Raw genomic sequence first — 13,352 nt, forward strand, 5'->3', positions numbered from 1 at the left:
TTCGAAAAAACGCTGTCCTACAAAGAACTTATCGGGAACGTTCGCGGTTGAAACCACAAAGGAGTCGGACATGCCCGACCTGATCGACGGCCCGATGCTGGTCGGCATCGCGGCGCTCATCACCAGTATCGCCAACATCATCACCGCACTGCGGCGCCGTGACCCGCCGCGCGACCGCCCGCGACTGCGACGCCTGCCGCGACAAAGAAATGCGAGGGCGAATCAACATTTACGGGCATGATGCCCCCTGATCCGAAGGAGATCGCCATGGGCCGCCTCGCCAACGCCGTACTGCCGCTATCGACGCTGCCGCTGCTCGTCGCCGGCTGCGCCACCAACGCCATCCGACTGGAGGCGGCAGGAACCGTACAGGCGCGAAGCCGCGAGGCGGTGACCGCGACCGAACGCTATTTCGATGCCGTCGAGCAACGCCGCCGCGACGCCGCCGCCGCACTCGTTGCGAGCGACCCCAGTTGCCTGCCTGCGACCCCGCTGCGCATTCAGGTGCCGGTCGCGTCCGACGCACCGGCGGCACCGCTGTGCCTGTCCGCCGGAGCACCGATGCCGGGCCATGCCGCCTTCGACATCGATATCGGCAGCAGTCCGCGCGATGTGCTCGAACCGCGCATCGCGCTGATCGCCGCGATCGGCGACTATGCCGATGCGCTCGCCGCCATCCTCGAGGCGCCGGGGACCGACGTGTCGGCGGAGATCACCGCCTTTGCCGATCAGGCCGACCGGCTGGCCCGCTTCACCAATTTCGTCGCCGGCACCGATCTGCCAAACGTCAACGCCGCCGTCGCCAGCGAACAGCGCCAGAGCCTGATCGCGCTGATCGCCTTCGCCGACGAACTCGCGCGCGAGGCACGACGGACCCGCGATGTCCGCGCGCTGGTGGTGCGGCAGGGCGCCGTGGTCGACCGGGCGCTGGCGTCACTGTCGGTGCAGGTCGCGGCGTGGGGGAAGGGGGCGGCACGCAATGCCGACGATCTGTACGGCAATGCGCTGTTCCGGACCTATCTGCGCAACCGCGAGACGCTGTCGCCCGATCAGCGCGAGCAACTGGCCACCCGCATCTTCGCCGCGCGCGAGGCGGCGAAGGACGGACCCGCCCGCGCCGCACAGGTCGTCGACGCGATCGACCTTGCCGCCACGGCGCAGGCGGGACTGCGCGCGGCGCTGGACGGGCGCCTGACCCCTGAGCAGCGCCGCGCGGCCGCACGCCTGAATATCGAGCGCGTCACCCGCGCGCTCGGCCTGATCGCATCGCTCGCAACCCCCGGCTGACGAGGATATCATGACCATTTTCTCCGAAGCGCTGGACGCGGCCGACGCGCTCATCGACCAGTTGCAGGCGTTCACCGCCAATCCGCGCTACCTGCCACGCTTCTTCGACACGTTCTTCGGCCTACGCACCGCGCTCGGCAGTGCCCGCGACCGCTTCGCTGCGGCGCATGGGCTGACGGACGGCGATCGCCCGGTCTTCGCGACGGTTATGGACCGCGCGACGCAGGCGGTGTCGATCGGCGCGGCGCTGACTCCCGACGACGCGCCGGTGTCGCGCTATGCCGGTGCCGTGCAGCGCGCGATCGCGGCGATGGAGGAACCGGGGGCCGCGACGAAACCAGCGCTGCGCGGGACGCTGCGGCTGCGCGGCCTGTCGAAGCAGACGGCATGGGCGGGGACGCCGGGGTGCGCGGTTGCCGAGCCCTATTATGCCAGCCTCGTGAAACTGTTCCCGGTGGAGGCGGTGACGCTGTACCCACTCGCGACCGGCATCGCGGCCGGCGACACCGCCATCCGCCTGATCCTCATCGCCGTCATCACCCTGTTCATCGTCGCGCTGCGCTGGTTCGGGACGCAGGATGCCGGCGGCGGCGATGCCGATATGCCGGCGATCGCCGTCTCGGTCGTCTCGTTCCTGCTCTATGCGGCGGCGCTCGGCGGATTCGGCTATCTGCCGGGCGGCGTCGAACAGACCAGCCAGTTCTTCGCGTTCATCACGATCATGTGGGTCGCGCTCATTCCCTTCGCGCTGCGCCGGGCGCGCCGCTGACCGGCCTTTCGGGAGATACGAACATGTGCACCGCCGCTCACCGTCATTCGCTTCACTGCATCCTGCCGCCCTATATCCTGTCGCGCATCGCCGAGAACGGCTCGCCCGCGCTGCGTGCCGTCGCGATCCGCAGCCTGATGATCGACCCGACCATCCGCATCGTCCGGGCGAGTACCGCCGGGCCGGTCACCGGCGACATCGCTCGCCGCCGGGCCGCGGCCGGCAACATCCTGACGCCCAGCCCGCTCAGGACCATCCGCGACGCCGGCGGCGAACCGGAGGCGCCCGGCGCGACCGTGGTGCGGCGCGAGGGCGACGGACCGACCGGCGACATCGCGGTGGACGAGGCCTATGACGGGCTCGGCGCGACCTTCGACCTGTATTGGACCGCCTATCAGCGTAACTCGATCGACGATGCCGGCATGCCGCTCGACGCGACGGTCCATTATGATCGCGACTATGACAATGCCTTCTGGGACGGGACCCAGATGGTCTTCGGCGATGGCGACGGCGAATTGTTCAACCGCTTCACGATCTCGCTCGACGTGATCGGGCATGAACTAACGCACGGCGTGACCGAGAAGGAGGCGGGTCTCGCCTATTTCAACCAGTCGGGCGCGCTGAACGAAAGTATCTCCGACGTGTTCGGCAGCCTCGTCAAACAGCGCCTGCTCGGGCAGACGGCGGATCAGGCCGACTGGCTGATCGGTGCCGGGCTGCTGACCGAGCGCGTCAACGGCGTCGCGCTGCGTTCGATGCAGGCGCCGGGCACCGCCTATGACGACCCGGTGCTCGGCAAGGATCCGCAGCCCGGCCACATGGACGCGTTCGTCCGCACCAATCAGGACAATGGCGGCGTCCATATCAATTCGGGCATTCCCAACCGCGCCTTCTACCTCGCCGCCACCGCGATCGGCGGAAACGCATGGGACCGCGCCGGACGGATCTGGTACAATGCGCTGCTCGACCCCAATACCCGGGCAAACACGGACTTTGCCGGCTTCGCGCGCATCACCCGCGACGTTGCCGGCCGTCTGTACGGCCGGGGCAGCGCCGAGGAGGCCGCCGTCGCGCAGGCATGGGACGCGGTTGGAGTGATCGGATGACGACGGACGGGGGCGATCAGGAACCGGTGACGGGCGAGGCCCGGCTGCGGATCGACGGCGGCCTCGGGCATTTTCCGGGGCTGGCACGGGAGCGCACCGTCTCCTTCGCCGATCTGCCCGGCAGCGAGCGGGCCGAGCTCGCCTACCTCGCCGATCAGGCGGGCTTCTTCGACTGCACGCCGCGCGACGACCCGGCGCGGCCGGATGCGCGCACCTATACGGTCGGCCTGACGATCGGCGAACGCAGCCGCGACTTGTGCGTCGCCGAACCCATTCGCGACCCGGCGATGGCGCGACTGGTTTCGGTCGTGCGCCGGCTGAGCACTGCGCGGCGCCCGATCCGCGGACAGTAACTCCGACCCGCGCGCCATAGCGATAGCCCCCTCCCGATTGCGCCGCCTGCGAAAGCTTGTCAGACTGCCCCACGAGCAGAGGGGGAAGCGATGCTGCGTTTGGTGATATCGGCCGTCGCCCTCGTCGCGCTGTCGCCATCGGCCTTGGCACAAAGCAACCCGACGCTGAGCGAAGCGGAGCGTGGCATCCGCCGCGATGGCGAGGCGACCTCGCACCTGCGCATCGATGCGCTGAACCTTCGCGTCGATATCGTCGGACGCACCGCCGACGTGACGGTCGAGATGGTCATCGGCTCGGACGATCCCGACCCCTATGAGGCCAATCTGGCCCTCACCCTGCCCCCGGATGCGGTCGTCACCGGCTATGCGCTCGACGTGGACGGGAACATGATCCCCGGACAGCTGCTCGAAGCGCCCAAGGCACGCAACGTCTATGAAGACCAGGTTCGCGGCGCGATCGACCCCGGACTGGCGGAGGTTGCCGGCAACCGGTTCACGACGCGTATCTTCCCCATCACTGCCCGACAGCCGCGCCGCTTCCGGCTGGCCTTCGTCGCGGCATTCGATCCGGCGACCGGCCTCGTGCTGCCGTTCGCGCGGGACATGGCGATCCGGCAGGTGACGGTCGCGGTGACCGCCAGCGGCTACCAAGTCGCACCCGCGGTTCGCTTTGCCGCCCAGCCGATCGAACTGACGCGGCGTGCCGCCGACTGGCACGGCGAGGCGATGCTCGGCAGCGCGACGTTGCGCGACGGGCTGACCGTCACCGGCGGCACGCTCGCCGCGCCGATGCTCGTCACGCGCCACCCCGCCGGGCAGGCGTTCTTCGTCATCAGCGACGGTGCGGCGACCGCCCCGAAGCCAGCGGCACGTACCGGGCGACTGCGGATCTATTGGGACCGGTCGCTGTCGCACCGTGCCGATCGCACCGACCTCGAGGCCGAACTGCTCGCGCGCCTTGTCGAGCGGACCGCGCCCACCGCGATCGACCTCGTCACCTTTGCGAGCGACCGGCCACGGGTTACGACCTTTACCGATGCGGCGGCGCTCCGGGCCGCGCTGTCGCGCGTCACCTATCGCGGTGCGACGTCGCTGGCGGGACTTGGCACGCTGCCGCTGCCGGCAGCGACACAGTGCGTTCTGGTGTCCGATGGCGCCGTCACCATCGATCGCGGCGCAGCCTTCGCCCCCGACTGCCGCCTGAACGCGCTGACCACCGCCCCCGGCGCGGACGGTGCCCGGCTCGGCCGACTGGTACAGCGCACCGGCGGCACCGTCATCCGCCTGACCCCTGGTGGCGAGGGCGCGGCGCTTGCCACGCTGGCGGCGCGCGATCGCACGCCAGTCGCGGTCCGCGACGCGGCCGGCCGACCGCTCGACGTCCGCTCGTTTCCGGCCGGGCCGGGCCGCTGGCTGCTCGTCGGACCGATGCCCGCGTCCGGCGGCCCCGTCGTCCGCCTGAGCGACGGGAGCGAGCGCCGCTATGCGAACGCAGCGGCCGAAGAAACCGCGGAGGCGCCCGGCGCGCTCTGGGCCGCGAACCGGATCGCGGCACTCGCCGACGATCCCGCGCAGCACGCGGCAATGGCGGATACCGCGCGCCGCTACCAGGTCGCCGGCCCCGGCATGTCGTTCCTGGTACTGGAACAGCCCGACCAGTATCTGCGCGCCGACCTGACCCCGCCGCCGGGCTTCGGAAAATCGTGGCTGGCACGCTATGCCGACGCCAAGCGCGAGCATGACGCGGATCGGGCGCGGGCGCGCGAGCTGCGCTTCGGCTTCGTCCTCGACCAATGGCGCGACCGCCGGGCATGGTGGAACAAGCGCTTCGTGCCGCGTTCGCGCGCGAAGGTGAAGCAGGAGCGGTTCGACGGACAGCCAGTCGCGGTACCCCCGCCCCCACCGCCGGCCCCGCCCGCACCCACAGTGCCGCTGCCGCCCCTCACGGTGACGTCCGCGCCACCGCCCCCTCCGGCTGAAACGATCGACGCCGCCAATATCGTCGTTACCGCGCAGCGGGCCTCCGCCCGAACCCCGCCGGCGCCGGACCGGCCCGCACGGGCGATCCGCCTCGACATGGCGGACCTGATCGCCAAACGCTCCTATATCAGCGCGCTCGATGCGGCAGCGCCCGCCCGCCGCCTGACCGTGCTGGCGGAGCAGGAACGCCAGTTCGGCACCGTGCCGACCTTCTACCTCGATACCGCCGAGTGGTTCCGGGTGAAGGGCGATGCGGCGACTGCTTCGTCGCTGCTCCTGTCCGCGCTCGAACTCGTAACCAGCGACGACGAGACGCGCCAGATCGTCGCCTTCCGCCTCGAACGCGACCGGGCCTACGATCGCGCCGTCGAACTCGCCGAACAGCTGGCGGCGGCGAACGCGACGTTTCGGCCGCAACCGGTGCGCGACCTCGCCCTCGCGCTTGCCGCACGCGGACGTGACGCGGGCAAGGCGGGTCGCGCTGACCTCGAACGTGCCTTCCGGCTGCTCGTCGATACCGCGCTCAACCCGGCCTCGCGCGACTTCGACGGGATCGAGGTGATCGCCCTGATGGAAGCGAATGCGCTGGTCCCGCGGATAGAGGCGGCGGGCGGTCGCTGGACGCTCGACCCGCGGCTCGTTGGCCTCACCGCCACCGACGCCCGCATCGTGATGGAATGGACCGCCGACGACGCCGATATCGATCTGTGGGTCGAGGAGCCCAATGGCGAGCGCGTCATGTATTCCCACCCCTTGAGCAGCGCCGGCGGGCAGATTTCCAACGACATGACGGATGGTTATGGGCCGGAGGAATATGCCATCCGTCGCGCGCCTGCGGGCAATTATGGCGTGCGCGTCAACGGCTATGATGCCGACCGGATCAACCCCAACGGGCCCGGCCATGTGCTGATGCGGCTCCAGCGCAACTTCGCCCGACCGGACGAGCAGCAGGAACTGGTCGATCTCGACCTGTCGTTCCAGACCGGCCGCAACCGCGATGCGGAAGGGAACACGACACCGGTAGCGACCCTGCGCGTCGCCCCCGACCGGACGTCTCCGCGATAGGACGATGTGGGGGCGGACCATGATCCGACCCGACCGCCCTGCCCCGCCGCGACGTCGGACTTGCCAAGGTCCGGCCGTTGACGGATGGAGCAAGGGCGGCAAGGCAGGGCGACGATGGTCCTTATCAAGACGGGATTGATCTATTTCGACCGGGCGATCCGCGAAGGGTCGATCCGCAAGGCGGCGGAATCGCTCAACATCGCGTCGTCGGCGGTCAATCGCCAGCTATTGCAGCTGGAGGATGAGCTCGACGTACAGCTGTTCGTCCGCATGCCGCGCGGCATCCGCCCGACCGCGGCGGGGGAGGCGCTGCTCGGCTATATCCGCCGCTGGAAACGCGAAAGCGTTACGCTGCGCCACGAGATGCTGCGGCTGCGCGGTGGCGAGCGGGGGCTGATCCGCATCGCCGCCGCCGAAAGCCTTGCCGACGATCTCGTCCCGCGGACCATCGCCCGCTATCAGCAACGCTATCCGCTGATCGAGTTCTCGTTGCTCGCCGCCGACAATCATCGGGTTAAGGCGGAATTGCTGTCGAAGGATGCCGACGTCATCTGCGCCTTCGACCTGACCGGCACCGCGCGCACCGCCACCGTCGCGCATGTCCAGACGCCGATCGGCGTGATCGTGCCGCCGGGCCATCCGCTGGCCGAGCTCGAGCGGGTGACGCTGCCCGACTGCATCCCGCATGCGGTGGTAACGCCGAACGACGACTGGCTGAAACAGAGCGTGCTGTTCGACCTGTTCGACATGAGTGACGTGCCGTTCCGCCGGGTCGCCACGGTCGAACGGATCGACACGCTCAAGCGGCTCGTACGCGCCGGGGTCGGCATCGCCTTTCTCTCGCGGATCGGGCTGGAGCGCGAACTGGCGGCGGGCGAGCTGTGCTGGATTCCGCTGGCCGACGGTATCGTCCGCCCGGCCGGGGTGTCGATCCTGCTGCAACGCGGGCGGGTGCTGCCGATTTATCTCAGCAGCTTCGTCGACATGCTGAAGGAAGAATTCGGCGAACTGGCGGAATAGGCCCTGATCCACTTGCGTGGAAGCGGCACCGGCCCGCTCCGGCTTTGCCGGATCAGACGCTGCTCGCCTCCGCCGCGTCGGCCGCGTTGGCGAGCCTGCGCGCGAGGAAGGCGCAGGCGATCAGCTGCAACTGGTGGAACACCATCACCGGCAACAGCACGACCCCGACCTGCGCCGGCGGGAACAGCACGCCCGCCATCGGCACACCGGTCGCGAGGCTCTTCTTCGATCCACAGAAGCGCATCACCGCCGCATCGGCGGGGTCGAGCTTCATCGCGCGCGCGATCAGCCCGGTCAGCACCAGCACCACCGCCAGCAGCGCCGCGCACCACCCGACCAGTTCGGCCAGTTCGATCGCCCCGACCTGCGACCACAGCCCCTCGACCACCGCCGCGCCGAACGCGGTATAGACGACCAGCAGGATCGATCCGCGGTCGAGCGTGGTGACCAGCCGCTTGCGCGCGGCGATCCAGTCGCCGATCCACGGCCGCAGCAGATGCCCCGCCGCGAACGGCACCAGCAATTGCAGCACGATCGCGCGGACGCTGTCGAACGACAGGTCGACGCCGCCGGTACCGGGCAGCAGCAGCGCCGCCAGCGCGGGCGTGAGGGCGATGCCGAGCAGGTTGGACAGCGACGCGCTGCACACCGCCGCCGCGACATTGCCGCGCGCGATCGCAGTAAACGCGATCGACGACTGTACCGTCGATGGCAGCAGCGTCAGGAACAACAGCCCCGTCGCGAGGTCGGGCGCGGGCAGGCCGCTGCCGGTAATGGCGAGGCCGAGGATCGGGAACAGCACGAAGCTGACCGCAAGGATGGCGAGGTGCAGCCGCCAGTGCCGCGCCCCCGCCAGCAACGCACTGCGCGACAATTTCGCGCCATGGACGAAGAACAGCGCGACGATCGCGGTATCGGCGGCGACGTCGAAGATCGGCACCCCGACCCCGCGCGGCGGCAACACCGTCGCGATCACCACCGTCGCCAGCAGCATCAGGATATAGGGCTCGATCGTGGCGAGCAGACGGCGGATCATCGGGGTACTCCGGTCGGGGGATCAGCTGCCCCGGTAGGTCGAATAGCTGTAGGGCGAAACCAGCAACGGCACATGATAATGGCCACCGTCCTGCGCGATGCCGAAATCGATCGTCACCCGGTCGAGGAACGGGGGATCGGCCAGCGGCACGCCGATGCTGCGGAAATAGTCGGCCGCGGCGAAGCGCAGCGCATGGCGTCCCGGCGACAGGCGCAGCGTCGCCAGCTCGGGACAGCGGCCATCGCCATTGGTCACGCCGGTGAACAACGGCGCGCGCTGGCCGTCGAACAGCGTGACCGCGATCCCCGCCGCCGGACGGCCATGCGCGGTGTCGAGCACATGCGTCGACAGCGTCGCGCTCATGCCGCCGCCTCGCCGCGCGGCCAGGTGCCGACGAATTCGGGTTCGTCATAATCGAGATAGGCGGCGATCATCGCATCGCGATCGTCGAGGAACAGCTGATCCGCCACCCCCGCCACCAGGCGCGGCAGCGCATGGCGCAGCCCCGACAGCGCCGATGCCGACAGGCCAAGGCTGATCAGCCCCGAATAGTTGAATGCGAACAGCCCGTGCAGCTGCGCCGCATCGTCCGATGTGCGCGGCAGGAACTGGAAATTCGGTCCCAGATAGGGATGCGCATCGATCAGCGGATTGTCTCCCTCCACCGGGCGATAGCGGTCCGACCAGCGGGCGATGCCGTCGGCGACCAGCGCCAGTTCGGGCCGCAGCGCCGGATCGGTGACGAGGCCGGTCGACAGGACCAGAAAATCGAACGTCTCGGTCCCGTGCGGCGTGGTGATCGCGACACCGGCGTCGGTTTCGGCGACGTCGAGCCATGGCGTACCGAGATGCAGGTGGAAGCCGGGCAGCGCCGATGCCCGGTCGAACGTGTCGTTGGTCGGTGGCTGGCTGCGATCAAAGAACGCAGCCATCATCCGGTACTTGGCGGCATCGTCGAGCGCGGGAAAGCGGCCGATGATGCCGCTGCGCTCCATATGCCGGATCGGGTTGACGCGCGGCAGCGCCGGGCGGCGGACGAAGACATGCGCCTCCCCCACCCCGGCCGACAGCGCGGCATGGGCATTGTCGAACGCCGACGCCCCCGCCCCTAGCAGCGCGATGCGCTGGCCGGCCAGCGTCGCATAGTCGATCGCCGCCGAGGTATGCGCATACCGGCTTGGCGGCAGCCGGTCGCGCACCAGCGGCGGGACATGCCAATGCCCGCCGCCCTGGATCCCGGTCGCCAGCACGACCTTGCGCGCGAGCAATGCCCCCCCCTCCGCCAGATGGATGCGGAACCGCCCGCCGAGCGGCTCGACCAGCGTGACCCGCGCCTCGTTGCGCACCGGCAGCTTCAGCACCGCCCGGTACCAGCGCAGATACGCCATCCAGTCGCGGCGCGGAATCTTGTCGAGCGCGTCCCAGCCCGCGCGCCCGTGCTGCGCCTCCCAGAAGGCGCGGAAGGTCAGCGACGGTATCCCGAGGTCGATCGCGGTCAGATGCTTGGGCGTGCGCAGCGTCATCATCCGCGCATAGGTGTCCCACGGTCCCTCATAGCCCGCCGGACTCTCGTCGAGCACGACGATGTCGGTTACCCGTTCGCGCATCAGCCCGAATGCGGCGCCAAGGCCGCTCTGCCCGCCGCCGACGATGACGACGTCATGGACATGGCCGTCCGTGCTCGTTTGCGCCATGGTCCATGCCGGGCCGCCAAAGGCAAGCCGTTCGAGGTCGGTCGCGACCTGTTCCGCCAATGCGGCAAGGCCGATGGGTGGGGTCATGACAGCGTCTCCAGTCGCAGGCGGACGATATGGCCGATTTCGTCGATCGCGGTCGCCACCTCGGTCTCGGCATCGTTGGTCAGCCGGTCCGCCATCGCCCGCAATATCCCCGCGCGGTCGGTCCGCCGGACACAGATGACGAAGGGAAAGCCGAACCGCTCGCGATAGGCGGCGTTGAGGCTGTGAAAGCGTTCGAACGCCTCGGGTGTCATCCGGTCCAGCCCGGCCGATGCCTGTTCGCTCTGCGATGCGGCGGTCAGCGTGCCCGCGATCGCCGCGCGCCCGGCCAGTTCGGGATGGGCGCGGATCACCGACAGGCGTTCCTCGGGCGTCGCATCGGCGAGGACGGCAATTATGCCCTGGGCTAGGTCGTCGAACGGCCGTCGCGCCGCCGCCCGTTCGATCACCCATGGCGAATGCTCGACCACGCTGGCGTAGCGCGTGACGAAATCCCGGTCCGACAACGTGTTGAAATCGGTCACGATCCGGTCCCCTCGATCGAGACATGCGCGGCGACAACCTTCCAGCCATCGGCAAAACGCACCCAGCTCTGGCTCTGCCGCCCGCGCCGCGCGTCCCCCTCGCGGAAGAACTCCGCATTGGCGGTGGCGAAGTCGCGGCCGAAAGCGTGGATCGCGACTGTGCCGAGCCGGCGTTGCGGCGATCCGCCGCGCCCCTTGCGGAAGGCGCGAATGGCCTCCGCGCCGTACAGCACCTCGCCCACGCCATAGCGGATCGTCGACGGATGATCGTGGAACAGCCGGTCCATCGCCGGCACGTCATCGGCCATCAGGGCCGCCTCGTAGGCATGGAAGGCCGCCGTTACCTCGGCCACCACCTGCGGATCGTCGATCGTCATGCCGGGTGCGCCTGTTGCCAATGTCGGGCGATATCGATGCGGCGCGCGATCCACGCATCGCCGCTGGCGATCACATGGTCGACGAAGCGGGCCAGCGCCGCCGCCCGACCGGGCCGGCCGGCGATACGCCCGTGCAGGCCGACCGACATCATCCGCCCGCCCTCGGCGCGCAACTGTTCGAAGCTATCGCGCAGATAGCGGAAGAACGGCTCGCCATCGGCAAAGCCGTTATAGGCGACGAACTTCATGTCGTTGGCGTCGAGCGTATAGGGCACGATCAGCTGCGCCCGCCCGCCATTGGCCGCGGCATGGCGACGATCCCAATAGGGAAGGTCGTCGGCATAGCTGTCGGCGTCGTAGACGAAGCCGCCCTCCGCGGCGACCAGCGCCCCGGTCGCGGGCGAGGTCCGCCCCTGATACCAGCCGAGCGGGCGCGTGCCGGTCAGCCGGGTGTGCAGCGCGATCGCCTCGGCGATATGCGCGCGTTCGACCTCGGGCGGGACAGTTTGGTAATCGATCCAGCGCAGGCCGTGGCTGGCGATCTCCCAATCCGCCGCCAGCATCGCCTCGACCGCCGGCGGATTGGCGGCCATCGCGGTCGCCACCGCGAAGGCGGTAACCGGCACCTGCCGTTCGGCGAACAGGCGGTGCAGCCGCCAGAAGCCGGCGCGCGCGCCATATTCGTACAGGCTTTCCATCGCCATGGCGCGCGCGGGATGGCTGGAGGCCCCCACCATTTCCGACAGGAACGCCTCCGACCCGGCATCGCCGTTCAGGACGCAATTTTCTGCGCCCTCCTCGACATTGACGACGAACTGCACCGCGACCCGCGCCCCGCCGGGCCAGCGCGGATCGGGCGGCGTGGCACCATAGCCGATCAGGTCGCGTTCGCCGGTCATGCGGCATAGCTTTCGAGCGCGGCATCGACCCCCGCCCCGGCGGGCAGCGTCAGCCCCTCGGCCCGCAACACCGCCTCCAGCGCCGCCAGCGTCAGCAGCACCTTGTGCTTCGTAGCGTTGTAGCCCATCGCCCCGATCCGCCAGACCTTGCCCTGCAAGGGTCCGAAGGCGGTGCCGATCTCTATCTCGAAATCCTCGCGCATCCGCGCGCGGACCCGCTCGCCATCGATGCCGTCCGGGATATGGATGCCGGTGACGTTGGTCATGCGGAAGCGCTCGTCGCCGAACACCTCCAGCCCCAGCGCGCGCGCACCCGCCACCACCGCACGCCCCGCCGCCGCATGGCGCGCGAACCGCGCCGGCAACCCCTCACCCAGCGCCACGCGGGCACATTCGCGCGCACCGTACAGCATCGTCGTCGCTTCGGTATGGTGGTTGAGGCGCTTGTCCGACCAATAATCCATGATCATGGCGAGATCGAAATAGTTGGTGCCGATCCGCACGCCCGCAGCGTCGGCGATGTCGTCGCGGCGAATGCCCTTTTCGATATGACGCCGGCCGAGAATGCGCTCGGCAGCGCGATCGGAAATGGTGATCGGTGCCGATCCCGATGGCCCGCCCAGGCATTTCTGCAGGCCGCCGGTGACGATATCCGCGCCCCAGCGATCGCTGGCGATCTCCATGCCGCCGATGGTCGCGGTCGCATCGACATAGAGATAGGCGCCCGCCGCCCGGCACAATTCGCCCACCCCGTCCAACGGCTGCGCCATGGTCGTCGAAGTATCGCCATGGACGCAGGCGACGACCATCGGCCCGGTCCGTTCGATCGCATCGGCGATGGCGTCGATCGGCACCGTCTGTCCCCATGGCACTGACAGCCGTTCGACCGTCGCGCCGATGCGCTCGCCGATTTCCTGCAGCAACAGCCCGAACCGGCCGAAATCGATCACCAGCAACCGGTCGCCCGGCGCCAGCAGCGACACCAACGACGCCTCGATCGCCGCCCGCGCAGTCCCGTCGATCAGGAAGGTCCAGTGATTGTCCGTCCCGAACACCGGCCGGTACAGCGCCATCACCTGGTTCATATAGCCGGTCATTTCCGGGTCGAACTGGCCGAGCAGGTCGGCGCTCATCGCGCGCAGCACGCGGGGATGGGCGTTGACCGGGCCGGGCCCCATCAACAGCCGCTGCGGCGGA

Annotated in this window: 14 protein-coding genes; 7 read left to right on the forward strand and 7 right to left on the reverse strand. The window is 69.3% G+C overall.

Annotated elements, in window-relative coordinates; genetic code table 11:
- Positions 1-70: 70 nt before the first annotated feature.
- The 7 genes from ACTHQV_RS15070 (at position 71) to ACTHQV_RS15100 (ending at position 7,580) form a co-directional block, all read left to right on the forward strand.
- Positions 71-241: a hypothetical protein gene (locus ACTHQV_RS15070; RefSeq protein WP_440491416.1), complete on the forward strand. Its 171-nt coding sequence runs from the start codon at positions 71-73 to the stop codon at positions 239-241.
- Between the two features lie 26 nt (positions 242-267).
- Positions 268-1,287, forward strand: coding sequence for a hypothetical protein (locus tag ACTHQV_RS15075; RefSeq protein WP_440491417.1), 1,020 nt, complete (start codon positions 268-270; stop codon positions 1,285-1,287).
- A gap of 10 nt (positions 1,288-1,297) precedes the next feature.
- Positions 1,298-2,056 carry a hypothetical protein gene (locus tag ACTHQV_RS15080; protein WP_440491419.1) on the forward strand — a complete coding sequence of 253 codons (759 nt, stop codon included), beginning with the start codon at positions 1,298-1,300 and terminating at the stop codon, positions 2,054-2,056.
- A gap of 23 nt (positions 2,057-2,079) precedes the next feature.
- A complete protein-coding gene (locus ACTHQV_RS15085) occupies positions 2,080-3,162 on the forward strand; it encodes a M4 family metallopeptidase (protein WP_440491420.1) in 1,083 nt (360 codons plus the stop codon).
- Positions 3,159-3,515 (forward strand): protealysin inhibitor emfourin, encoded by a 357-nt coding sequence (locus ACTHQV_RS15090; RefSeq protein ID WP_440491422.1) that lies wholly within the window; start codon positions 3,159-3,161, stop codon positions 3,513-3,515. The genes ACTHQV_RS15085 and ACTHQV_RS15090 overlap by 4 nt, the downstream gene beginning before the upstream one ends.
- 90 nt (positions 3,516-3,605) lie before the next feature.
- Positions 3,606-6,560, forward strand: coding sequence for a VIT domain-containing protein (locus tag ACTHQV_RS15095; protein ID WP_440491423.1), 2,955 nt, complete (start codon positions 3,606-3,608; stop codon positions 6,558-6,560).
- A 114-nt stretch (positions 6,561-6,674) separates the two neighbouring features.
- Positions 6,675-7,580, forward strand: a complete 906-nt coding sequence (locus ACTHQV_RS15100) for a LysR family transcriptional regulator (RefSeq protein ID WP_440491424.1) — start codon at positions 6,675-6,677, stop codon at positions 7,578-7,580.
- Between the two features lie 52 nt (positions 7,581-7,632).
- Here the strand turns inward: ACTHQV_RS15100 and ACTHQV_RS15105 are convergent, their stop codons facing one another.
- The 7 genes from ACTHQV_RS15105 to ACTHQV_RS15135 are packed head-to-tail and all read right to left on the reverse strand — an operon-like array spanning position 7,633 to position 13,333.
- Entirely contained in the window at positions 7,633-8,616 is a 984-nt protein-coding gene (locus tag ACTHQV_RS15105; RefSeq protein WP_440491425.1) for a bile acid:sodium symporter family protein, read from the reverse strand.
- Between the two features lie 21 nt (positions 8,617-8,637).
- The gene (gene uraH / locus ACTHQV_RS15110) at positions 8,638-8,979 is read right to left on the reverse strand and encodes a hydroxyisourate hydrolase (RefSeq protein WP_440491426.1); all 342 of its coding nucleotides are present in this window, start codon (positions 8,977-8,979) and stop codon (positions 8,638-8,640) included.
- Positions 8,976-10,397: an FAD/NAD(P)-binding protein gene (locus tag ACTHQV_RS15115; RefSeq protein WP_440491428.1), complete on the reverse strand. Its 1,422-nt coding sequence runs from the start codon at positions 10,395-10,397 to the stop codon at positions 8,976-8,978. The genes uraH and ACTHQV_RS15115 overlap by 4 nt, the downstream gene beginning before the upstream one ends.
- Positions 10,394-10,879, reverse strand: a complete 486-nt coding sequence (uraD, locus tag ACTHQV_RS15120) for a 2-oxo-4-hydroxy-4-carboxy-5-ureidoimidazoline decarboxylase (RefSeq protein WP_440491430.1) — start codon at positions 10,877-10,879, stop codon at positions 10,394-10,396. Before uraD ends, ACTHQV_RS15115 begins: the two co-directional genes overlap by 4 nt.
- Complete coding sequence (gene hpxZ / locus ACTHQV_RS15125) at positions 10,876-11,256, reverse strand: oxalurate catabolism protein HpxZ (protein WP_242121760.1); 381 nt, start codon at positions 11,254-11,256, stop codon at positions 10,876-10,878. The genes uraD and hpxZ overlap by 4 nt, the downstream gene beginning before the upstream one ends.
- On the reverse strand, positions 11,253-12,155 hold the full coding sequence (puuE, locus tag ACTHQV_RS15130) for an allantoinase PuuE (protein WP_440491431.1): 903 nt from the start codon (positions 12,153-12,155) through the stop codon (positions 11,253-11,255). The genes hpxZ and puuE overlap by 4 nt, the downstream gene beginning before the upstream one ends.
- A complete protein-coding gene (locus ACTHQV_RS15135) occupies positions 12,152-13,333 on the reverse strand; it encodes a pyridoxal-phosphate-dependent aminotransferase family protein (protein ID WP_440491575.1) in 1,182 nt (393 codons plus the stop codon). Before ACTHQV_RS15135 ends, puuE begins: the two co-directional genes overlap by 4 nt.
- Positions 13,334-13,352 lie beyond the last annotated feature (19 nt).

It is taken from the genome of Sphingomonas sp. SAFR-052 (assembly GCF_051965015.1).
Classification (GTDB): Bacteria; Pseudomonadota; Alphaproteobacteria; order Sphingomonadales; family Sphingomonadaceae; genus Sphingomonas.

What these genes read in the sequence shown, in the direction of transcription:
- ACTHQV_RS15070 (WP_440491416.1), top strand. Translation starts at nt 71, where the DNA reads ATGCCCGACCTGATCGACGGCCCGATGCTGGTCGGCATCGCGGCGCTC.
- ACTHQV_RS15075 (WP_440491417.1), top strand. Translation starts at nt 268, where the DNA reads ATGGGCCGCCTCGCCAACGCCGTACTGCCGCTATCGACGCTGCCGCTG.
- ACTHQV_RS15080 (WP_440491419.1), top strand. Translation starts at nt 1,298, where the DNA reads ATGACCATTTTCTCCGAAGCGCTGGACGCGGCCGACGCGCTCATCGAC.
- ACTHQV_RS15085 (WP_440491420.1), top strand. Translation starts at nt 2,080, where the DNA reads ATGTGCACCGCCGCTCACCGTCATTCGCTTCACTGCATCCTGCCGCCC.
- ACTHQV_RS15090 (WP_440491422.1), top strand. Translation starts at nt 3,159, where the DNA reads ATGACGACGGACGGGGGCGATCAGGAACCGGTGACGGGCGAGGCCCGG.
- ACTHQV_RS15095 (WP_440491423.1), top strand. Translation starts at nt 3,606, where the DNA reads ATGCTGCGTTTGGTGATATCGGCCGTCGCCCTCGTCGCGCTGTCGCCA.
- ACTHQV_RS15100 (WP_440491424.1), top strand. Translation starts at nt 6,675, where the DNA reads ATGGTCCTTATCAAGACGGGATTGATCTATTTCGACCGGGCGATCCGC.
- ACTHQV_RS15105 (WP_440491425.1), bottom strand. Translation starts at nt 8,616, where the DNA reads ATGATCCGCCGTCTGCTCGCCACGATCGAGCCCTATATCCTGATGCTG.
- uraH (WP_440491426.1), bottom strand. Translation starts at nt 8,979, where the DNA reads ATGAGCGCGACGCTGTCGACGCATGTGCTCGACACCGCGCATGGCCGT.
- ACTHQV_RS15115 (WP_440491428.1), bottom strand. Translation starts at nt 10,397, where the DNA reads ATGACCCCACCCATCGGCCTTGCCGCATTGGCGGAACAGGTCGCGACC.
- hpxZ (WP_242121760.1), bottom strand. Translation starts at nt 11,256, where the DNA reads ATGACGATCGACGATCCGCAGGTGGTGGCCGAGGTAACGGCGGCCTTC.
- puuE (WP_440491431.1), bottom strand. Translation starts at nt 12,155, where the DNA reads ATGACCGGCGAACGCGACCTGATCGGCTATGGTGCCACGCCGCCCGAT.
- ACTHQV_RS15135 (WP_440491575.1), bottom strand. Translation starts at nt 13,333, where the DNA reads ATGGGGCCCGGCCCGGTCAACGCCCATCCCCGCGTGCTGCGCGCGATG.